The 17397-nt window shown below is 36.9% G+C and carries 15 protein-coding genes and 1 tRNA gene; 11 read left to right on the top strand and 5 right to left on the bottom strand.

Going from position 1 to position 17397, the window contains the following annotated elements; translation table 11 throughout:
- Nucleotides 1-17 precede the first annotated feature (17 nt).
- From oppB to brnQ, 6 genes are all read left to right on the top strand, one after another.
- The gene (oppB, locus tag QV04_RS07075; RefSeq protein ID WP_039170853.1) at nucleotides 18-938 is read left to right on the top strand and encodes an oligopeptide ABC transporter permease OppB; all 921 of its coding nucleotides are present in this window, start codon (nucleotides 18-20) and stop codon (nucleotides 936-938) included.
- 13 nt (nucleotides 939-951) lie between these two features.
- Nucleotides 952-1863, top strand: coding sequence for an oligopeptide ABC transporter permease OppC (gene oppC, locus QV04_RS07070; protein ID WP_039081168.1), 912 nt, complete (start codon nucleotides 952-954; stop codon nucleotides 1861-1863).
- 12 nt (nucleotides 1864-1875) lie between these two features.
- Nucleotides 1876-2871: an ABC transporter ATP-binding protein gene (locus QV04_RS07065; protein ID WP_039170850.1), complete on the top strand. Its 996-nt coding sequence runs from the start codon at nucleotides 1876-1878 to the stop codon at nucleotides 2869-2871.
- Entirely contained in the window at nucleotides 2871-3848 is a 978-nt protein-coding gene (gene oppF / locus QV04_RS07060) for a murein tripeptide/oligopeptide ABC transporter ATP binding protein OppF (RefSeq protein ID WP_039170847.1), read from the top strand. The genes QV04_RS07065 and oppF overlap by 1 nt, the downstream gene beginning before the upstream one ends.
- 146 nt (nucleotides 3849-3994) lie before the next feature.
- Nucleotides 3995-5797, top strand: a complete 1803-nt coding sequence (locus QV04_RS07055) for an AMP-dependent synthetase/ligase (protein WP_065231016.1) — start codon at nucleotides 3995-3997, stop codon at nucleotides 5795-5797.
- A gap of 194 nt (nucleotides 5798-5991) precedes the next feature.
- Nucleotides 5992-7299 carry a branched-chain amino acid transport system II carrier protein gene (brnQ, locus tag QV04_RS07050; protein WP_065231015.1) on the top strand — a complete coding sequence of 436 codons (1308 nt, stop codon included), beginning with the start codon at nucleotides 5992-5994 and terminating at the stop codon, nucleotides 7297-7299.
- A 56-nt stretch (nucleotides 7300-7355) separates the two neighbouring features.
- On the opposite strand, the gene QV04_RS07045 is transcribed toward brnQ, so the two are convergent.
- Entirely contained in the window at nucleotides 7356-7910 is a 555-nt protein-coding gene (locus QV04_RS07045; protein WP_065231014.1) for a TorD/DmsD family molecular chaperone, read from the bottom strand.
- A gap of 98 nt (nucleotides 7911-8008) precedes the next feature.
- Between QV04_RS07045 and nfo the strand changes: the two genes are divergently transcribed.
- Together nfo and QV04_RS07035 are read left to right on the top strand one after the other, a co-directional pair.
- The gene (nfo, locus tag QV04_RS07040) at nucleotides 8009-8854 is read left to right on the top strand and encodes a deoxyribonuclease IV (protein WP_065231013.1); all 846 of its coding nucleotides are present in this window, start codon (nucleotides 8009-8011) and stop codon (nucleotides 8852-8854) included.
- A gap of 133 nt (nucleotides 8855-8987) precedes the next feature.
- Entirely contained in the window at nucleotides 8988-9494 is a 507-nt protein-coding gene (locus tag QV04_RS07035) for an NlpC/P60 family protein (protein ID WP_013744942.1), read from the top strand.
- Between the two features lie 70 nt (nucleotides 9495-9564).
- On the opposite strand, the gene QV04_RS07030 is transcribed toward QV04_RS07035, so the two are convergent.
- The gene (locus QV04_RS07030) at nucleotides 9565-10218 is read right to left on the bottom strand and encodes an NAD(P)-dependent oxidoreductase (protein WP_065233342.1); all 654 of its coding nucleotides are present in this window, start codon (nucleotides 10216-10218) and stop codon (nucleotides 9565-9567) included.
- A 111-nt stretch (nucleotides 10219-10329) separates the two neighbouring features.
- On the opposite strand from QV04_RS07030, the gene QV04_RS07025 reads away from it, so the two are divergent.
- Nucleotides 10330-11250 (top strand): LysR family transcriptional regulator, encoded by a 921-nt coding sequence (locus tag QV04_RS07025; protein ID WP_065230972.1) that lies wholly within the window; start codon nucleotides 10330-10332, stop codon nucleotides 11248-11250.
- 309 nt (nucleotides 11251-11559) lie between these two features.
- Here the strand turns inward: QV04_RS07025 and QV04_RS07020 are convergent.
- The 3 genes from QV04_RS07020 to dnaQ form a co-directional block, all read right to left on the bottom strand.
- A tRNA-Met gene (locus QV04_RS07020) sits at nucleotides 11560-11636 on the bottom strand.
- 598 nt (nucleotides 11637-12234) lie between these two features.
- Complete coding sequence (gene yegQ, locus QV04_RS07015) at nucleotides 12235-13617, bottom strand: tRNA 5-hydroxyuridine modification protein YegQ (RefSeq protein WP_065230971.1); 1383 nt, start codon at nucleotides 13615-13617, stop codon at nucleotides 12235-12237.
- Between the two features lie 113 nt (nucleotides 13618-13730).
- The gene (gene dnaQ, locus QV04_RS07010) at nucleotides 13731-14495 is read right to left on the bottom strand and encodes a DNA polymerase III subunit epsilon (protein ID WP_197494811.1); all 765 of its coding nucleotides are present in this window, start codon (nucleotides 14493-14495) and stop codon (nucleotides 13731-13733) included.
- Between the two features lie 66 nt (nucleotides 14496-14561).
- Here dnaQ and rnhA point away from each other — a divergent pair, with 66 nt between their 5' ends.
- A complete protein-coding gene (rnhA, locus tag QV04_RS07005; protein ID WP_039170818.1) occupies nucleotides 14562-15023 on the top strand; it encodes a ribonuclease HI in 462 nt (153 codons plus the stop codon).
- A 255-nt stretch (nucleotides 15024-15278) separates the two neighbouring features.
- The gene (locus tag QV04_RS07000) at nucleotides 15279-17279 is read left to right on the top strand and encodes a BCCT family transporter (RefSeq protein WP_065230970.1); all 2001 of its coding nucleotides are present in this window, start codon (nucleotides 15279-15281) and stop codon (nucleotides 17277-17279) included.
- Nucleotides 17280-17397 lie beyond the last annotated feature (118 nt).

Genomic DNA, 17397 nt, shown 5'->3' with positions numbered 1-17397 from the left:
TATTGTGGGATTTGTGTATGCTTAAATTAATTTTTCGCCGAATTTTAGAGGCGATTCCTACGCTGTTTGTCCTTATTACTGTTTCTTTCTTTATGATGCGTCTTGCCCCTGGCAGCCCTTTTTCCAGTGAAAAAAATTATCCGCCGGAAGTTATCGCAAATATTGAAGCAAAATATCATCTCAATGAACCGTTAATGGTGCAATATGGTCTTTATTTAAAAAATTTGGCTCACGGTGATTTTGGGCCGTCATTTAAATATAAAGATTATACTGTGAATCAATTAGTAGCGCAGGCGTTTCCTGTTTCACTCAAATTAGGTTTTTCTGCTTTTATTTTAGCTTTAGTATTTGGTATTTCTGCTGGAGTGATCGCAGCATTGAAGCAGAATAAGTGGCTGGATTATTTGATAATGACATTTGCGATGACAGGGGTAGTTGTGCCGAGTTTTGTTGTCGCACCGTTATTAGTGCTAATTTTCTCAATTACCTTGAAACTGCTTCCATCCGGTGGTTGGAATAATGGGCAATTTATTTATATGTTGATGCCGATGGTAGCGTTATCTTTGTCTTATATTGCCAGTATTGCACGTATTATGCGTAGTTCAATGATTGAAGTATTGCATTCAAATTTTATTCGTACTGCAAAAGCAAAAGGTTTGCCAATGAGTCGTATTGTATTGAAACACGCATTGCGTCCGGCGTTATTACCAGTGATTTCTTATATGGGGCCAGCATTTGTCGGTATTATTACTGGTTCTATGGTGATTGAAAGTATTTTTGTATTGCCGGGAATCGGGCAGCTTTTTGTAAATGGCGCATTAAATCGTGATTATTCGTTGGTATTAAGTTTAACGATTTTAGTTGGTACATTGACTATTGTTTTTAATGCGATTGTGGATATTTTATATGCTGTGATTGATCCGAAAATTCGCTATTAATGGAGTTGTAAAAATGTTAAAAACAAAAGAAAACCAAGCGTTAATGGAAAAATTAGGCGAACAGTTGGAAACAGTCGATGGTCGTAGTTTGTGGCAAGACGCACGTCGCCGCTTTTTTCGTAATAAAGCCGCAGTAGCGAGTCTAATCATTCTATTCTTCATTATGCTATTTGTGATTTTTGCTCCAATGTTGATGCCGTTCAGTTATGAGGATACGGATTGGGCAATGATGACAAATCCGCCGGATTTTGAATCTATGCACTATTTTGGTACAGACTCTTCTGGTCGTGATCTATTGGTACGTTTGGCTATTGGTGGACGTATTTCTTTATTGGTCGGGATCGCCGGTGCGTTTATTGCTGTGTTAGTTGGCACGCTTTACGGCGCAACTGCCGGTTATATTGGTGGTAAAACCGATGCGGTGTTGATGCGTATTTTGGAGATTCTTTATTCATTTCCGTTTATGTTCTTTGTGATTTTGTTAGTCACTTTCTTTGGTCAGAATATTTTGTTGATCTTCGTGGCCATTGGGATGGTATCTTGGCTTGATATGGCTCGTATTGTGCGCGGTCAGACGCTTAGTTTGAAACGTAAAGAATTTATTGAAGCAGCTATTGTTTGCGGTGTGTCTTCTCGGCAGATTGTGTGGCGACATATTGTGCCAAATGTTTTGGGCGTTGTTGTAGTTTATGCTTCTTTATTGGTGCCGGGAATGATTTTATTCGAATCGTTCTTAAGTTTCTTAGGATTGGGAACACAAGAGCCGTTGAGTAGTTGGGGGGCATTGTTAAATGATGGTTCTAAATCAATGGAGGCAGCGCCTTGGTTATTAATTTTCCCAGCCATTTTTTTAGTAATTACGCTGTTTTGTTTTAATTTTATTGGTGATGGCTTGCGTGATGCGCTTGATCCTAAAGATCGATAAGGCGAGAAAAATATGACAATTGAAAAACAACCTCTCCTTGATGTTCAAGATTTGCGTGTAACATTTAAAACGCCGGATGGCGATGTTACCGCAGTGAATAATTTAACTTTTACTTTAAATGCCGGTGAAACCTTAGGCATTGTCGGTGAATCCGGTTCAGGCAAATCGCAAACGGCATTTGCTTTGATGGGATTATTAGCGGATAACGGTTATACTGCTGGTTCTGCGCGATTTAATGGTGAAGAGATTTTAGGATTGTCTGAGTCGCAATTAAATCGTTTGCGTGCAGAACAAATTGCAATGATCTTTCAAGATCCAATGACTTCATTAAATCCTTATATGAAAATTGGTGAACAGTTAATGGAAGTGCTGATTTTACATAAAGGATATGATCGGAAACAGGCTTTTGATGAATCAGTGAAGATGCTGGATGCGGTGAAAATGCCAGAAGCTAGAAAACGTATGAATATGTATCCACACGAATTTTCTGGTGGGATGCGTCAGCGTGTTATGATTGCGATGGCATTGTTATGCCGTCCGAAATTATTGATTGCGGATGAACCGACGACAGCACTCGATGTGACTGTTCAAGCACAGATTATGACTTTATTGAATGATTTAAAACGAGAGTTTAATACCGCAATTATTATGATTACTCACGATTTAGGCGTAGTAGCAGGGAGTTGCGATCAAGTATTAGTAATGTATGCTGGTAGAACAATGGAATATGGTACAGCAAAAGAGATTTTTTATCAGCCGACACATCCTTATTCTATCGGGCTTATTAATGCTGTGCCACGCTTGGATACTGAAGAAGAGCAGTTAACTACTATTCCGGGAAATCCTCCGAATTTATTACATCTGCCAACTGGTTGTCCATTTTCTCCACGCTGTCAATTTGCTAGTGAACAATGTAGCAACACTCCACAATTGACAGCGTTTGGTAATAATCGTTTGCGTGCCTGTTTTGTTAATGCTCAGGAAATGATATTAAGAGGAAAAGCATAATGAGTAATTTATTGTTGGAAGTTAGAGATCTGAGTGTGCATTTCCAAGTACAGAGCAGTGAAGGTTTCTTTTTTAAGAAAAAACAGACATTACATGCAGTTAATCACGTTTCATTTAAATTGTATGAAGGTGAAACATTAGGTGTAGTAGGGGAATCAGGCTGTGGAAAATCGACATTAGCAAGAGCAATTATCGGTTTGGTAAAATCCGCTGGCGGTAATATCTTATGGCTAGGAACAGATCTGAGTAGTCAATCTGAAAAAGAATGGCACGCCACTCGCAAAGATATTCAGATGATTTTCCAAGATCCATTAGCATCATTGAATCCTCGAATGACTATTGGCAATATTATTGCAGAGCCGTTAAAAATTTATTTTCCTGAATTATCAGCAGAAGAAGTGAAATCCCGTGTACAAGCAATGATGCTTAAGGTGGGATTATTACCAAATTTAATTAATCGCTATCCACACGAATTCTCTGGTGGGCAATGTCAACGTATTGGTATTGCAAGGGCATTAATTATTGAGCCAAAATTGATCATCTGTGATGAGCCGGTATCGGCACTTGATGTATCCATTCAGGCACAAGTAGTGAATTTGTTGAAGTCACTACAAAAAGAGATGGGGTTATCACTTATTTTTATTGCTCACGATTTGGCGGTGGTAAAGCATATCTCAGATCGTGTGTTAGTAATGTATTTAGGCAATGCGGTGGAGTTGGGAACCTATGATCGTGTTTATCATCAAACCAAACATCCATACACTAAAGCATTAATGTCAGCGGTGCCAATTCCTGATCCAGATTTGGAAAAAGATAAGCAAATTCAGTTGTTGGAAGGTGATTTGCCTTCACCTATTAATCCACCTTCAGGTTGTGTTTTCCGTACTCGTTGCCCGATAGCAGATACGGAATGTACCTTAACTAAACCAAGATTGTTAGGAGACAAACAGCATTTAGTCGCTTGTTTTAAGGTATAGGTGTGAGCTAGATCACAAAAAATATCGCCCACTGCTAAAAACAGTGGGCGATTGTATTTATAGAGATAAAATCACTGGATTTTTTTTAATAGAATGAGTATATTTGCGAACAGTTGTTAGCTGAAATAAAGAAGGTTATTTTTATAATGCAAAATTATACTCAAACGCTTTCCCATTTTGTCGATATAATTCGTCAACAAAGTGAAAAACTTTCTCAACGTACAGCATTACGCTATTTCGATCATCAACATAAATTACAAGATATTTCGTGGCAAAGTTTTCACCAGCAAAGTGAACAGCTCTCCCGAGCATTATTGACATTAGGTATAGGTGTTCAGGATAAAATCGGTATTTTTGCTCAAAATATGCCACAATGGACAATCGCAGATATTGCAATTTTGCAGATTAGAGCAGTAACTGTGCCGATTTTTGCAACCAATAATGAAATTCAAACGAAATTCATCATTAATCATTCCGAAATGAAAGTGCTGTTTGTTGGGAATCAAAAAGAGTATGATGTAGCACTTTCTATTGCACCGTATTGCCCAAAATTAGAAAAAATTATTGCCATACAACCACTTGATTTACGTGATGTGGAAATGGGGATTAGCTGGCAAGATTTTATTGCAACTGCTAGCGATGAATCACGTGAGCAATTAGTGCAAAGATTGACACAGAAATCAATGAAAGATCTTTTTACCTTGATTTATACTTCAGGTACAACTGGTGAACCGAAAGGTGTAATGTTAGATTACAATAATTTGGCACATCAATTGACCACCCATCAACAAACATTAATGAAAATTGATGGTAGTGATATTTCTTTATCTTTTTTACCGTTATCTCATATTTTTGAACGTGCGTGGGTGGCTTATGTGTTGTCGCAAGGTGCGGTGAATGTTTATCTGGATGATCCACATAAAATAAGAGAAGCGCTGTCCATAGTGAAACCGACACTAATGTGTGCAGTACCTCGTTTTTATGAAAAAATTTATGCAACGGTCTTTGATAAAGTGAAACAGGCATCGTGGTTACGCCAACAGATTTTTTATAATGCGTTGCGGATTGGCAAATTGGCATTGCGCTATCAGCAGAAACAACAACCGTTTCCGTTTTGGTTAAAGCCATTATATCAGCTTGCAGATCGCTTAGTATTCAGTAAATTGCAAAGGGTGCTTGGTGGGCATATCCGAATGATGCCTTGTGGTGGGGCAAAATTAGAACCTGAAATCGGTCTATTTTTTCACTGCATTGGCGTTAATATTAAATTGGGTTACGGAATGACAGAAACTACAGCAACGGTTTCTTGTTGGCCTGATTTTGGCTTTGAATCAAATTCAATTGGACAAATTATGCCAGGCACAACAGTAAAAATTGGTGATGAAAATGAAATTTTGGTGAAAGGCGGGGGTGTAATGAAAGGGTATTTTAAAAATCCGGAAGAAACCGCAAAATGTTTTACCGAAGATGGCTTCTTAAAAACAGGTGATGCTGGTTATGTTGATGCTGAAGGTAATTTGTTTATGACCGATCGCATAAAAGATTTAATGAAAACTTCAACTGGAAAATATATTGCTCCCCAAGCAGTGGAGGGCAAATTGTTGCAAGATAAATTAATTGAACAGATTGCCGTGATTGCCGATGCCAGAAAATATGTGTCCGCTTTGGTGGTGCCTTGTTTCGATACCTTGGAAGAGTATGCTAAAAAACTCAACATTCAGTATCAAAATCGGTTAGATTTGATTAAAAATACTGCGATTGTTGAAATGTTTGAAAAACGGATTAATGAACTGCAAAAAGAGTTGCAGGGATTTGAAAAAATTAAAAAATTTACGTTATTGCCAAAAGCCTTTTCGATTGAATTGGGCGAGATTACCCCAACGCTAAAACTGCGTCGTAAAGTGATTTTGCAACGTTATCACGCTTTGATTGAAAAAATGTATCAATAAACGTCCAATAAATGCGGTATTGCTTTAGGGTAATACCGTATTTTCTTTTAAAAAATCCAGTAGGATTTGCTAAAAATATTAGATTCCATCTAATTTATCAGCATAAAAATCCATAAAATTATATTTTTTACTTCAATTTGCCATCCAATCCGTATAAACTTCCTGCTTTAAAATTAATACCTAAGGGAAAGTATATGTTATCTAAAAAAGATATTTTAATTCTGGGTATGATGATTTTTTCGCTGTTTTTGGGTGCAGGGAATATTATCTTTCCACCGATGGAGGGTTATCATGCCGGTTCAAGTTGGTTGTGGGCTGCGTTAGGTTTTATTTTAACCGGCGTTTTTATGCCGTTTATTACCTTGATTGTGGTAACGGTGCGTGGGCGCGGTGAGGCATTATCCACTGATCTGCCACCGTGGGTAGGTGTTGTATTCTGGTCAATTCTCTATCTAATCATTGGTTCAACATTTGCGATGCCTCGTGTGACGAATGTTGCTTATGAAATGGCGTGGCAGCCTTTAAATATTTATAACGGTGAGCATTCTCATATTTTATTCGCATTAGTGTTTAATATTATCGGAATGAGTTTTATGCTTGGGCGCAGTACAATGATTTCGACCATCGGTAAATTTATGGCACCGATTTTATTGGTGTTATTGATTATTGTCGGTATTGGTGTCGTGTCCGATCCTTTATCGGAAATTATTGCACCTTCCAGTAATTATGCCGAAGGTTCAGCTTTAGTTACCGGTATGATTGGCGGTTATCAAACAATGGACGTGCTTTCCGCAATGGCGTTCGGTGGTATTGTTGCTCGTGCGTTTGCTGTCAATAATGTAACGAACGGAAGAACCATTGTGCGTTATACATTAGCAGCCGGTGTCACTTCGGTGGTGTTATTGAGCGGTTTATATCTCTGTTTATTCTACCTAGGCGCAACCGGAGATATGGTGGCATCAACCTCTACCAATGGCGGACAAATTTTCTCACGTTATATCAATGAGTTATTCGGTGCCACCGGCTTGTGGATTATGAGCGGCATTGTGATGTTAGCCAATTTAACCACATTGGTTGGTGTAACCAGTGCTTGCGCAGATTATTTTTCTCGTTTTCATCCACGTTTAAATTATCCGTTTTTTGTGGTGTTGTTCACGATCGCGACCATTATTATTTCTGAAACCGGTCTGGACACACTATTGCGAGTAACAATTCCGGCACTATTATTGATTTATCCGGTAGCAATTATGCTAGTGGTATTACAGATTGTGCGGAAAAAACTGCCGGTAGTGAGCTGGAGTTATAATGCCACTATCGCACTAACAACACTGTTCAGTTTGTGTGATAGCTTGAAAAATATGGGCTTGTTGCCACAAGGCGTAGAAAAATTGTTAAGCTATTTACCGTTTTATCAAGAAGGTTTGACTTGGTTAATCCCGGTATTGTTAATGTTGTTATTGACAATTATTGTTGGTAAATTTTCTGTGAAAAAACAGCATTAATTTCAAGTAGATATGAAAAACAGTGTGCGAAATAATTCGTACACTGTTTTTTTAGATTATTGTTCCTCTTCTTCAATCTCATCTGCCATAGCTGCCAATAAATCGCGGCATAATTGTGCCAGACTGCGATAAAATGCGGTTTGTGCGTGAGCTTCAATCTGTCCAAGAAAACGCCCGATAGTTGGCAATAAAAAAGTTTGGAACAGTTGTTGCTGTGCCTCAAGCGAACCAATTTGATCCTCAATCCAAGCAGCTGTCAATAATGGCAATGCAATATGATCACTGTCAGCAACGTCAGGCATTGCACGTTCTTGCCGAAATGCTTTAAATTGTTCAACATCAACACCGTAAGCAGAGAGTTTAAAATCGACAGATTGTTGCAAATGTTGATAATCTTGGCTTAATTGTTCTAGTGTCCAACCTGATGTTAATTGCGTCAGTGCCGTGTCGGTTTGTGGATCAGCGGCTAAATCCCAAATGGTTTTAACGCCTCCTTGTTGTAACCATTGCAATGCCGGCGCAAGAATCGGATCTTGCGGTTGACGTTGAAAAAAATTACCGAATAAACGGCATAAAATAGAAAAATGATTAATTTCGACCTGTTCGTCCATATTTGTCCTAACTATTAGAGAAATTATGAATTAAAACTGTATAAAGGGCGTAAGTTTACTATAATTCCTGCGGAAAGATAATGAATTTAGGAGTTTAAATGAAATATATCGGAGCGCACGTCAGTGCATCGGGAGGCGTTGAAAATGCGGTATTACGCGCGGTTGAAATCGGTGCAAATGCTTTTGCGTTATTTACAAAAAATCAGCGGCAATGGAAAGTTGCACCATTAAAACAAGAAAATATCAATAAATTTAAGCAATGGTGTGAAAAATATCACTTTTCGTCAGCACAAATTTTACCTCACGATAGTTATTTGATTAATTTAGGTCATCCAACAGCAGAAGGCTTAGCAAAATCAAGAACAGCCTTTATTGATGAAATGCAACGTTGTAATCAGCTAGGTTTAACTCTATTAAATTTTCATCCAGGAAGCTATCTGCAACAAATTGATGAACAAGATTGTCTAAAACGTATTGCAGAATCAATTAATATTGCTGTTGAAACTGTACCGAATGTTGTTGCCGTAATTGAAAATACTGCCGGTCAAGGTTCAAATTTAGGCTGGCGTTTTGAACATTTGGCTACCATTATTGAAAATGTGGAAGATAAAAATCGGGTTGGGGTTTGCTTGGATACTTGTCATACTTTTTCTGCGGGATATGATTTATCAACGCTAGATGCGTGTGAAAAGACGTTCCAACAATTTTCGGAGGTTGTCGGTTTTCAATATTTGCGAGGGATGCATTTAAATGGTTCAAAAACGCCTTTAGGAAGCCGAGTGGATCGTCACGACAGTTTGCAGTCAGGCACAATTGGCACTGCTGTTTTTGAATATATTATGCCTGATCAACGTTTTGATAATATTCCGCTTATACTGGAAACCATTCATCCGGAAATCTGGAAAGATGAAATTTCTTGGCTGCGTTCGTTAGAAAAACGTTAAAAAATAGCCAGAAAATTTGAAGCTTTTCACAAAAACAGCCTTTTCTATTAAAAATAACTGGTCATACGTGTTGTTTTTCGGTAGGATTGATGCCAATTTTTGAGTTTTGATTATTTTTACTTATTTTTGAGTTATGTTTTATCGAATTCTGGTATCAGTCTGTTTTTTACTGTTAGCTGCGTGTAGTAGTCATCCCGGCACGCAGTCAGCTTCTACATTTTCCGAAGACGATGATCCTATCCAAGCTTTAATCCTCAAAACCAACGCGAAAGAACGCGTTATCATCAATAAAAAATTAAATAATTTCTATCAGGAATGGATTGGTGTTCGTTATAAACTTGGGGGAACAGGAAAAGATGGTATTGATTGTTCTGCGTTTGTACAAACGGCATTTGCAGAAAAGTTTCATATTAGCTTACCAAGAAGCACTTCAGAACAAAAATCTTTAGGTTATAAAATTCAAAAAGGTCAATTAAAACAAGGTGATTTAGTTTTCTTTAGAAAAAATCGTCACGTTGGAATTTATTTAGGCGATGATCTTTTTATCCATTCCAGTACAAGTCAGGGCGTTACTATTAGTTCTTTGAATGAAGATTATTGGTTAAGAACCTATACACAATCCAGAAGAGTATTAAATTAAGTATTTACTCGATAGTTAAACGTTAAAGCCGCTCTTTTGAGCGGCTTTTCGTTATAAATAGATTTTCAGTTTATTCAGCAACGGTGAAATGTTGATGTAAATGCGCTTTTTGTTCTGCATCATCTGCAAGCGCTGCTGCTAAATCAGGCAGACTAATATCAGCAGGTTGCCCATTTTTATCCAACAGAACGTGATTTCCACCGATACGATAATGCCCTGTCGCCTCAAATTTGACCGGATTGACGGCAAACATTGCCGCTGGTGATACAAATGCCCAGTTCAATTGTTTATTTTGTTTTAATTGAATCAATAATTGACCAATAGCATTGGCAATAGGATAGATAGCTTTAGGAAACTCTTTAGTATCAATAAGTTGCAACTCAGATGACACATAAAGACAGCCAGCACCGCCAACAATTAATAAATAAGGCACAGCTGCTTGTTGTGCTGCTTGCAAAATAGATTGCATTCCTTTGTTATAATCAGCGACTAAATTCGGATTTTCCCAACCGCCGTTGAAAGCACTGATCACCGCATCAACATTAATAAGTTGCTCAGCTAATTGTGTGGAATTGACATCTAATTGTATAGCGGTAAAGTTATCCGCTTTCGGTAGTGAATCGGCGTGACGAGAAATTCCTATTACTTGATGACCACGAGCAACTAATTCAGCAGTTACCGCTTTACCAATTAATCCAGTTGCTCCAATTACAGCAATTTTCATATTAACTCCTTAATCTGTCTGTTATTTAAAAAACAACTTTATTATAGACAGCTATTTTATTAAAGAGTAGTCTAGTATTCTTTAAAATACTTTTAACTATTAGTTTAAAATATGCAGAAAAATTATTATCAACAACTTCTATTTTTACACACTATTGTGCAAAGTGGCAGTATTTCAGCTGCTGCTAAAAAGTTAGAAATTAGTGCAGCGGCAGTGAGTAAATCATTGCAATCCTTAGAGCAAGAAATGGGATTTCCGCTTATTTTACGTACTACAAGAAAATTAGTATTAACAGAAGCTGGTGAAAAATTGATTAAACAAACGAAAGATGCTGTTTATGTGATTGAAGATGCTTTTGAAAGTTTGAGTAATGCCGCTAATCCACCATCAGGAACAGTAAAAATTACATTACCGCAAGTTGCTTTTTATATTGCTATCCAGCCGATCTATGCACAATTTTGTCGGAAATATCCCAATATTCAACTTGAATTGTCTATTAATAATGCGATGGTTGATATTGTGGATCACCATTTCGATTTAGGCATACGATTCGGACATAGCATTGAGGAGGGAATGATTGCCCATCAACTTACGACACCAATGCGGGAAGGTTTATTTTTCAGCAAAGAATATGCGCAAAAATATGGTGTGCCTCAATCCATAGCGGATATCAAAAATCACCGATTTATCGGACATCGGTTTATGACGCATAATCGTTTAAACCCATTAACACTAAGTATAGATGGTGAAGAACGGCAAATTGCACTTGAATCACAATTAATTTTTAATGACACTGAAATAATGATGGATGCAATTATACAAGGAATGGGAATTGGCAGAATCTTTGACTTACGTTATCAACAGTTAAACCTACAACAGGAATTAATTCCGATATTAGAACCTTATTGGCGATCATTTCCTGCTTTTTATCTCTATTATTTTCCTAAACATCAACAATTAAAACGAGTAAAAGCAGTGATTGAGTTTTTGTTGGGGGAGAGGAGTAAATTAACCAAATGGCAAGTACAGTAGGTTTTCCCCTACTGTACTTCTTATTAGCATAATTTTTCACCATTAAAGGAGGCTTGATATATTTTTTCAATATCTGCTTTTTGTAGAGCTAGAGGACTACGACTTAACAAACGCTTTTGTAAAATAGCAGCATCTGTGAGAGTAGGTATTGCAGATGATGGAATGTTAAACTCTTTTTCAAATAAGGCAATATATGAAATTAGTACGATCGAAATAGATGAAATGTAGTCTCAAAAAAGAGAAATTTATACATATCTCTACAAGAAAGATTAAAAAATTACTATAAAATTTTTGAGGAAAAATTGGGATTGGTTGCGGGGGCTGGATTTGAACCAACGACCTTCGGGTTATGAGCCCGACGAGCTACCAAGCTGCTCCACCCCGCGTCAGATGTGCGTTATTATACACTCTTTTGAATTTTTTACAATATTTTTTTAAAAATTAAAGTTTTTTTGATAAAAAATAGCCAAAATGGTGTCTTTATTTTCGATATCGATATTTAATACTTTCGTTATAGAAAAAGCTATTGATCAAATACGGCTAAAAAATATTGATTTCAGATAGGCAGAACCAAGCATCAATTTACATAATGGCGTTCTTTAGCGTTATAAAAAGTTCAATAAAAATTGATAGAGTCAAACAAGCTCAATTTAGTTATTTTTCATGTTAAATTCGTTAAATCTTGTAACATTTAAAGAAATTTTTTGGTGCAATTCATTTCTTTAGTGATCATTTTGGATCATTAAACAGACAATATTATAGTATTCAATACTGTACAATCATACAGTAATTATACTGTAAAAAATGGCATTGCTTTTCTATATCTATATGATTTAAAAATAGAAATACTACAAATAAAAAAATCCCCTTTATTCGGGAAAAATAAAGGGGCAAACATTTGGAGTCATATTTTAGGGTACGGACAAGATTATATAGCGTTACATTTTATATTGCAATAACATTTTTAATATTTTTTTAACTTTTTTAACTTTTTTTCTCGCCGTGTGGATCTCTTGTATTTGTATTAGTTAAATTTCGCATCAATAATGCATAATCTAAACAGATATCTGCTGGTATGGGAATAAATATATAATGTCCGTCTCCTAAAGCCGCTTCAACCGATTCACCTTTGCGGTTAAACATCTGATTAATAGTGAAAACAATGTTCCCTTTCGGTGTCATCATTTCAACTTCATCTCCGAGTAGGAATTTATTTTTCACAGCAATTTCTGCCATTCCATTTTTATGAACACCGGTAAATTCACCAACGAACTGTTGTTGATAGGAAACAGAGTAGCCATAGTCATAATTTTGATATTCATCGTGAGTATGACGACGTAAGAAACCTTCGGTGTAACCACGGTGAGCTAATGATTCTAGGGTTGTTATTAGGCTTTCGTCAAAAGGCTTTCCGGCAGCTGCATCGTCAATTGCTTTACGATAAACCTGAGCGGTTCTAGCGCAATAATAGAAAGATTTTGTTCTTCCTTCAATTTTTAAAGAATGTACGCCCATCTGCGTTAATGTTTCAACGTGTTGCACAGCACGTAAATCTTTAGAATTCATAATATAAGTGCCGTGTTCGTCTTCAAATGCTTGCATCTGTTCGTCTGGACGTTTACTTTCAGTTAATAGAAAAACTTTATCGGTTGTTGCACCTTCACCTAATGTTGGTGCAACATTTTTTATTGGAATAACTTTATTAGGATCGACAATATTACCGATTTCATCTTCTTGCCCCTCTTTTACTTGGTATTCCCAACGGCAAGCATTGGTGCAGGTGCCTTGGTTCGGATCTCTTTTATTGATATATCCAGAAAGTAAACAGCGACCGGAATAAGCCATACAAAGTGCGCCGTGTACAAAAACCTCGATTTCGATATCTGGTACTTGCTTGCGAATTTCGGCAATTTCATCAAGAGAAAGTTCACGCGAAAGGATAACGCGCGTTAACCCCATTTGATGCCAAAATTTTACACTGGCCCAGTTAACGGCATTAGCTTGCACCGAAAGATGAATTGGCATATGTGGAAAATGCTCACGAACCATCATAATCAAACCGGGATCGGACATAATTAATGCATCCGGTTGCATTTCAATCACAGGGGTTAGATCTTTAATAAACGTTTTTAATTTTGAGTTATGCGGTGCGATATTGACAACAACATAGAATTTTTTGCCTAAGGCGTGAGCTTCATCAATACCGATTTTTAGATTAGCGTGGTTAAATTCGTTGTTGCGAACACGTAAACTGTAACGAGGTTGCCCTGCATAAACTGCATCAGCACCATAAGCAAAGGCGTAACGCATATTTTTTAATGAGCCGGCAGGAGAGAGCAGCTCAGGTTTTGCATAAGTTTTTGTCATTTTTTAATTCTCTTTCTGATCTCAGGTCAGGTTATACCACAAAGGGTATAAATACAAAGGGGTGAATTGTAATCAGCGCCTGCATAGAATGCAAGCGCAGAGTAAGATTGTGGTTAATTCAGTTTATGTGGATCTTGCTCCAAATTTTGTTGCCAAAGGCATTGATCACCACTTTTTTTATTAATTAATGCAATATATTCTTGGTGTGCTTGAATTTCTTCTGTGGAAGGTTTTAGCACAAATAATTTTCGTGGTGTGTTTCTATATTGGATTTGTTGTTGAACTTCTTGTTGTTGAGTTGCTACAACCAGTTCAGTATCCAATTGTAAACTACCTTGGCCACCAGTCATTGCTAAATAGACATCTGCCAGAATTTCAGCATCCAGTAAAGCTCCGTGCAGAGTACGCTTACTGTTATCAATTCCTAAACGACTACATAATGCATCTAAGGAGTTTTTCTTTCCGGGATAAAGTTGGCGTGCGACTTTTAGTGAATCAGTTACCTTGCACAGATCATTCGTAGTTAACGTTTGTCCTTGCAATGCAAATTCTTGATTCATAAATGCCACGTCGAACGGAGCATTATGAATGACCAGTTCAGCACCTTTAATAAAATCAATAAATTCTTGTGCGATCTCTTTAAAACGAGGTTTATCCGCTAAAAATTCGTCAGTAATTCCGTGAACAGCAACCGCTTCTGGATCGACCTGTTGATCTGGTTGCAGGTAAACGTGAAAATTACGCCCAGTATAACGTCTATTAATTAGCTCAACTGCACCGATTTCAATAATACGATGACCGATTTGCGGTTCGCTGGTTCCGCTCATTCCAGTAGTTTCGGTATCGAGTACTACAATTCTGTTTTCATCCATTTGCATAGTGATTTTTCTTTTTCAGATTAACTCTCTATAATTGGGCTTCATTTTAACAACACTTGTTTTAATATGCTAAAAAAAATCGACATTTTTACAGACGGTTCTTGTCTAGGAAATCCCGGAGCTGGGGGAATTGGGATTGTGTTACGCTATAAACGACACCAGAAAGAAGTGTCGCAAGGGTATAAACTGACAACGAATAATAGAATGGAGCTGTTGGCTGCGATTACCGCCTTGAATTTATTGAAAGAACCCTGTGCCGTAACACTTTATAGCGATAGTCAATATTTGCGTAAAGGCATTACGGAATGGATCCAGAAATGGAAAAAAAATCAGTGGAAAACCGCACAAAAACAGCCGGTTAAAAATCAAGATTTATGGATTGCATTGGATCAAGCTATTGCACCACATCAAATCGAATGGCAATGGGTAAAAGGACATGCCGGTCATCCGGAAAATGAGCGTTGCGATGTGTTAGCTAGAGAAGCAGCATCAAATCCATCTCAAGAAGACATAGGTTATAAACCATAATATAGGTTAGTTTTTAATGCTATTTTTATTTTTTAAATAGCATTAAAAACCATAAATTTGATTTTTTTAGCATAATAAGTTAGTATTTTTGAGCTTTAAGCATATTTTATTGGGAATTTTGATATTTCTATCTAATAAAAGTAGTTGAATTTTCTACTATTTTCTATCTTTTTAGAATTTCAAATTGTTTATTGGAATTCGCTCATCAAATGTTAGCAATATTGCTGATCATACAATCAATGAGGAGAATTTATTTTGCGTTTACTGCATTATTTAAAGTCAACGAGTACATTTAAAGCACCAATTTTTTTACCTAGTCTATTATTTATTTTGTTAGTGACTGGATTAGGAATTATTGTGCCAGAAACGACACAAAAGTTGCTGAATGATATAAAAAATAATATTTTTGATAACTTTAGCTGGTTTTATGTCGTTGCTGTTTCAATATTTATTCTGTTTTTATTATTGCTTTGTGCCAGTAGTTTAGGAGATATAAAATTAGGCACTGAAAATGAAGAACCTGAATATCCCTTTATATCTTGGATGGCAATGTTATTTGCTGCCGGAATGGGGATCGGTTTGATGTATTTTGGTGTAGCCGAACCGATTTCGCACTATGTTGCGCCATTAACTGAAAATGCCTCACATACGGAAAAAGTGGAAAATGCACTGTTACTGTCCTTTTTCCACTGGGGAATTCATGCTTGGGCAATTTATGCAGTAATTGGCTTAACGTTGGCTTATTTTAGTTTTCGTTATAAATTGCCATTAACAATCCGCTCCGGATTTTATCCTATACTGAAACATCGAGTGTCCGGTTTTTGGGGGCATTTGATTGATATTATTGCACTATGTAGTACAGTTTTCGGGGTGACAACAACATTGGGATATGGAGCAATGCAGCTTGATGCTGGATTACACGCAGTTGGATGGATGGATGATCGCAGCTTAACTACCCTTTCTGTAATTATTATTGTAGTGATGACATTGGCAGCAATTTCAGCTATCACTGGTGTAGCAAAAGGTGTGCGACGTTTAAGCGAGATTAACTTAGGGATGGCAATTTTATTAATGATTTTCGTGTTAATTGCCGGACCAACGATTTATCTGTTCAGCAATTTTTCAGAAAATATAGGGAATTATCTTAGTAATTTCATTGAGTTAAGTTTTAGAACTTTTGCTAATAAGCCAGAGAAAAAATCGTGGTTTAATGGTTGGACAGTGTTGTATTGGGCGTGGTGGGTTTCTTGGGCACCTTTTGTTGGGCTATTTATTGCCAAAATTTCTAAGGGACGTTCAATTCGAGAGTTTATTTTAGGAGTGTTATTTGTTCCGTCTTTGTTTAATGCATTATGGATGACTATTTTTGGTGATACTGCAATTTGGGCAGATCAGCAGTCGCAAGGTGCACTTTCTGCATTGAGTGATAATACCGAAGCGCTTTTGTTTGCTTTTTTTGAACAGCTACCTGGTTCGATAATTGCTTCATTAATTGCAATGCTGATTATTGCATTGTTCTTTATCACTTCGGCAGATTCAGGTATTTATGTGATTAATAATATTGCTTCACAAGGGAAAGATAAAGCACCAGCATGGCAAAGCGTGTTCTGGGCAGTGTTGTTGGCGTCGTTAGCTATTGCATTACTTCGTTCAGGTGGTTTGGCAGCATTACAGACAATGACATTAATTATTGCATTGCCATTTACTTTAATTATGCTATTCCTTTGCTTAGGATTATGGCGAGGATTGATGGTGGACAGCCAGTATTTCTCGAAAAAATTTGCACACGGCAGTTCAGTTTGGAGTGGTAAAAACTGGCGAGACCGCTTAAATAAAATAATGAGTCAACCACAACGTGCTGATATTAAATCCTTTTTTGATAAAATTGTTATTCCGGCATTTACCGAAGTGGAGTCTGAATTAAAAAATTATGGTTTAAATGTGAAAATCAAGTCATATTCACAATTACGTATTGCATTAGTGATTAAAAATGACAACATTCATAACTTTTTATATGGTGTTGCCAGCGAAAAGCGTTCATTATCCAATCTATTGATTGAGGATGACAGTTTACCGCATATTGAACAGCATAATATTTATGAACCGATCACTTTTTTTAATGATGGTAGAGAGGGCTATGATGTGCAATATATGAGTAAAGATGAGTTAATCGTTGATATTCTGAAACAGTATGAACGTTATATGAATCTGGCTTTAGATGATACGCACAGTTTGTTGTTGAATGATCTTTCTTAATTGAGATAAAGTGGTGTGGATCAATTCACACCACTTTTTTCGTATTTTTAACAAAAATTCGGTGATGATTAGTGAAAACAGTAGAAAAATACTCTACTGTTGATCTGACCCCGAAAAG

Source organism: Gallibacterium genomosp. 1 (assembly GCF_001678575.1).
Classification (GTDB): Bacteria; Pseudomonadota; Gammaproteobacteria; order Enterobacterales; family Pasteurellaceae; genus Gallibacterium.
This window is presented reverse-complemented; position numbering and strand designations above follow the sequence as displayed.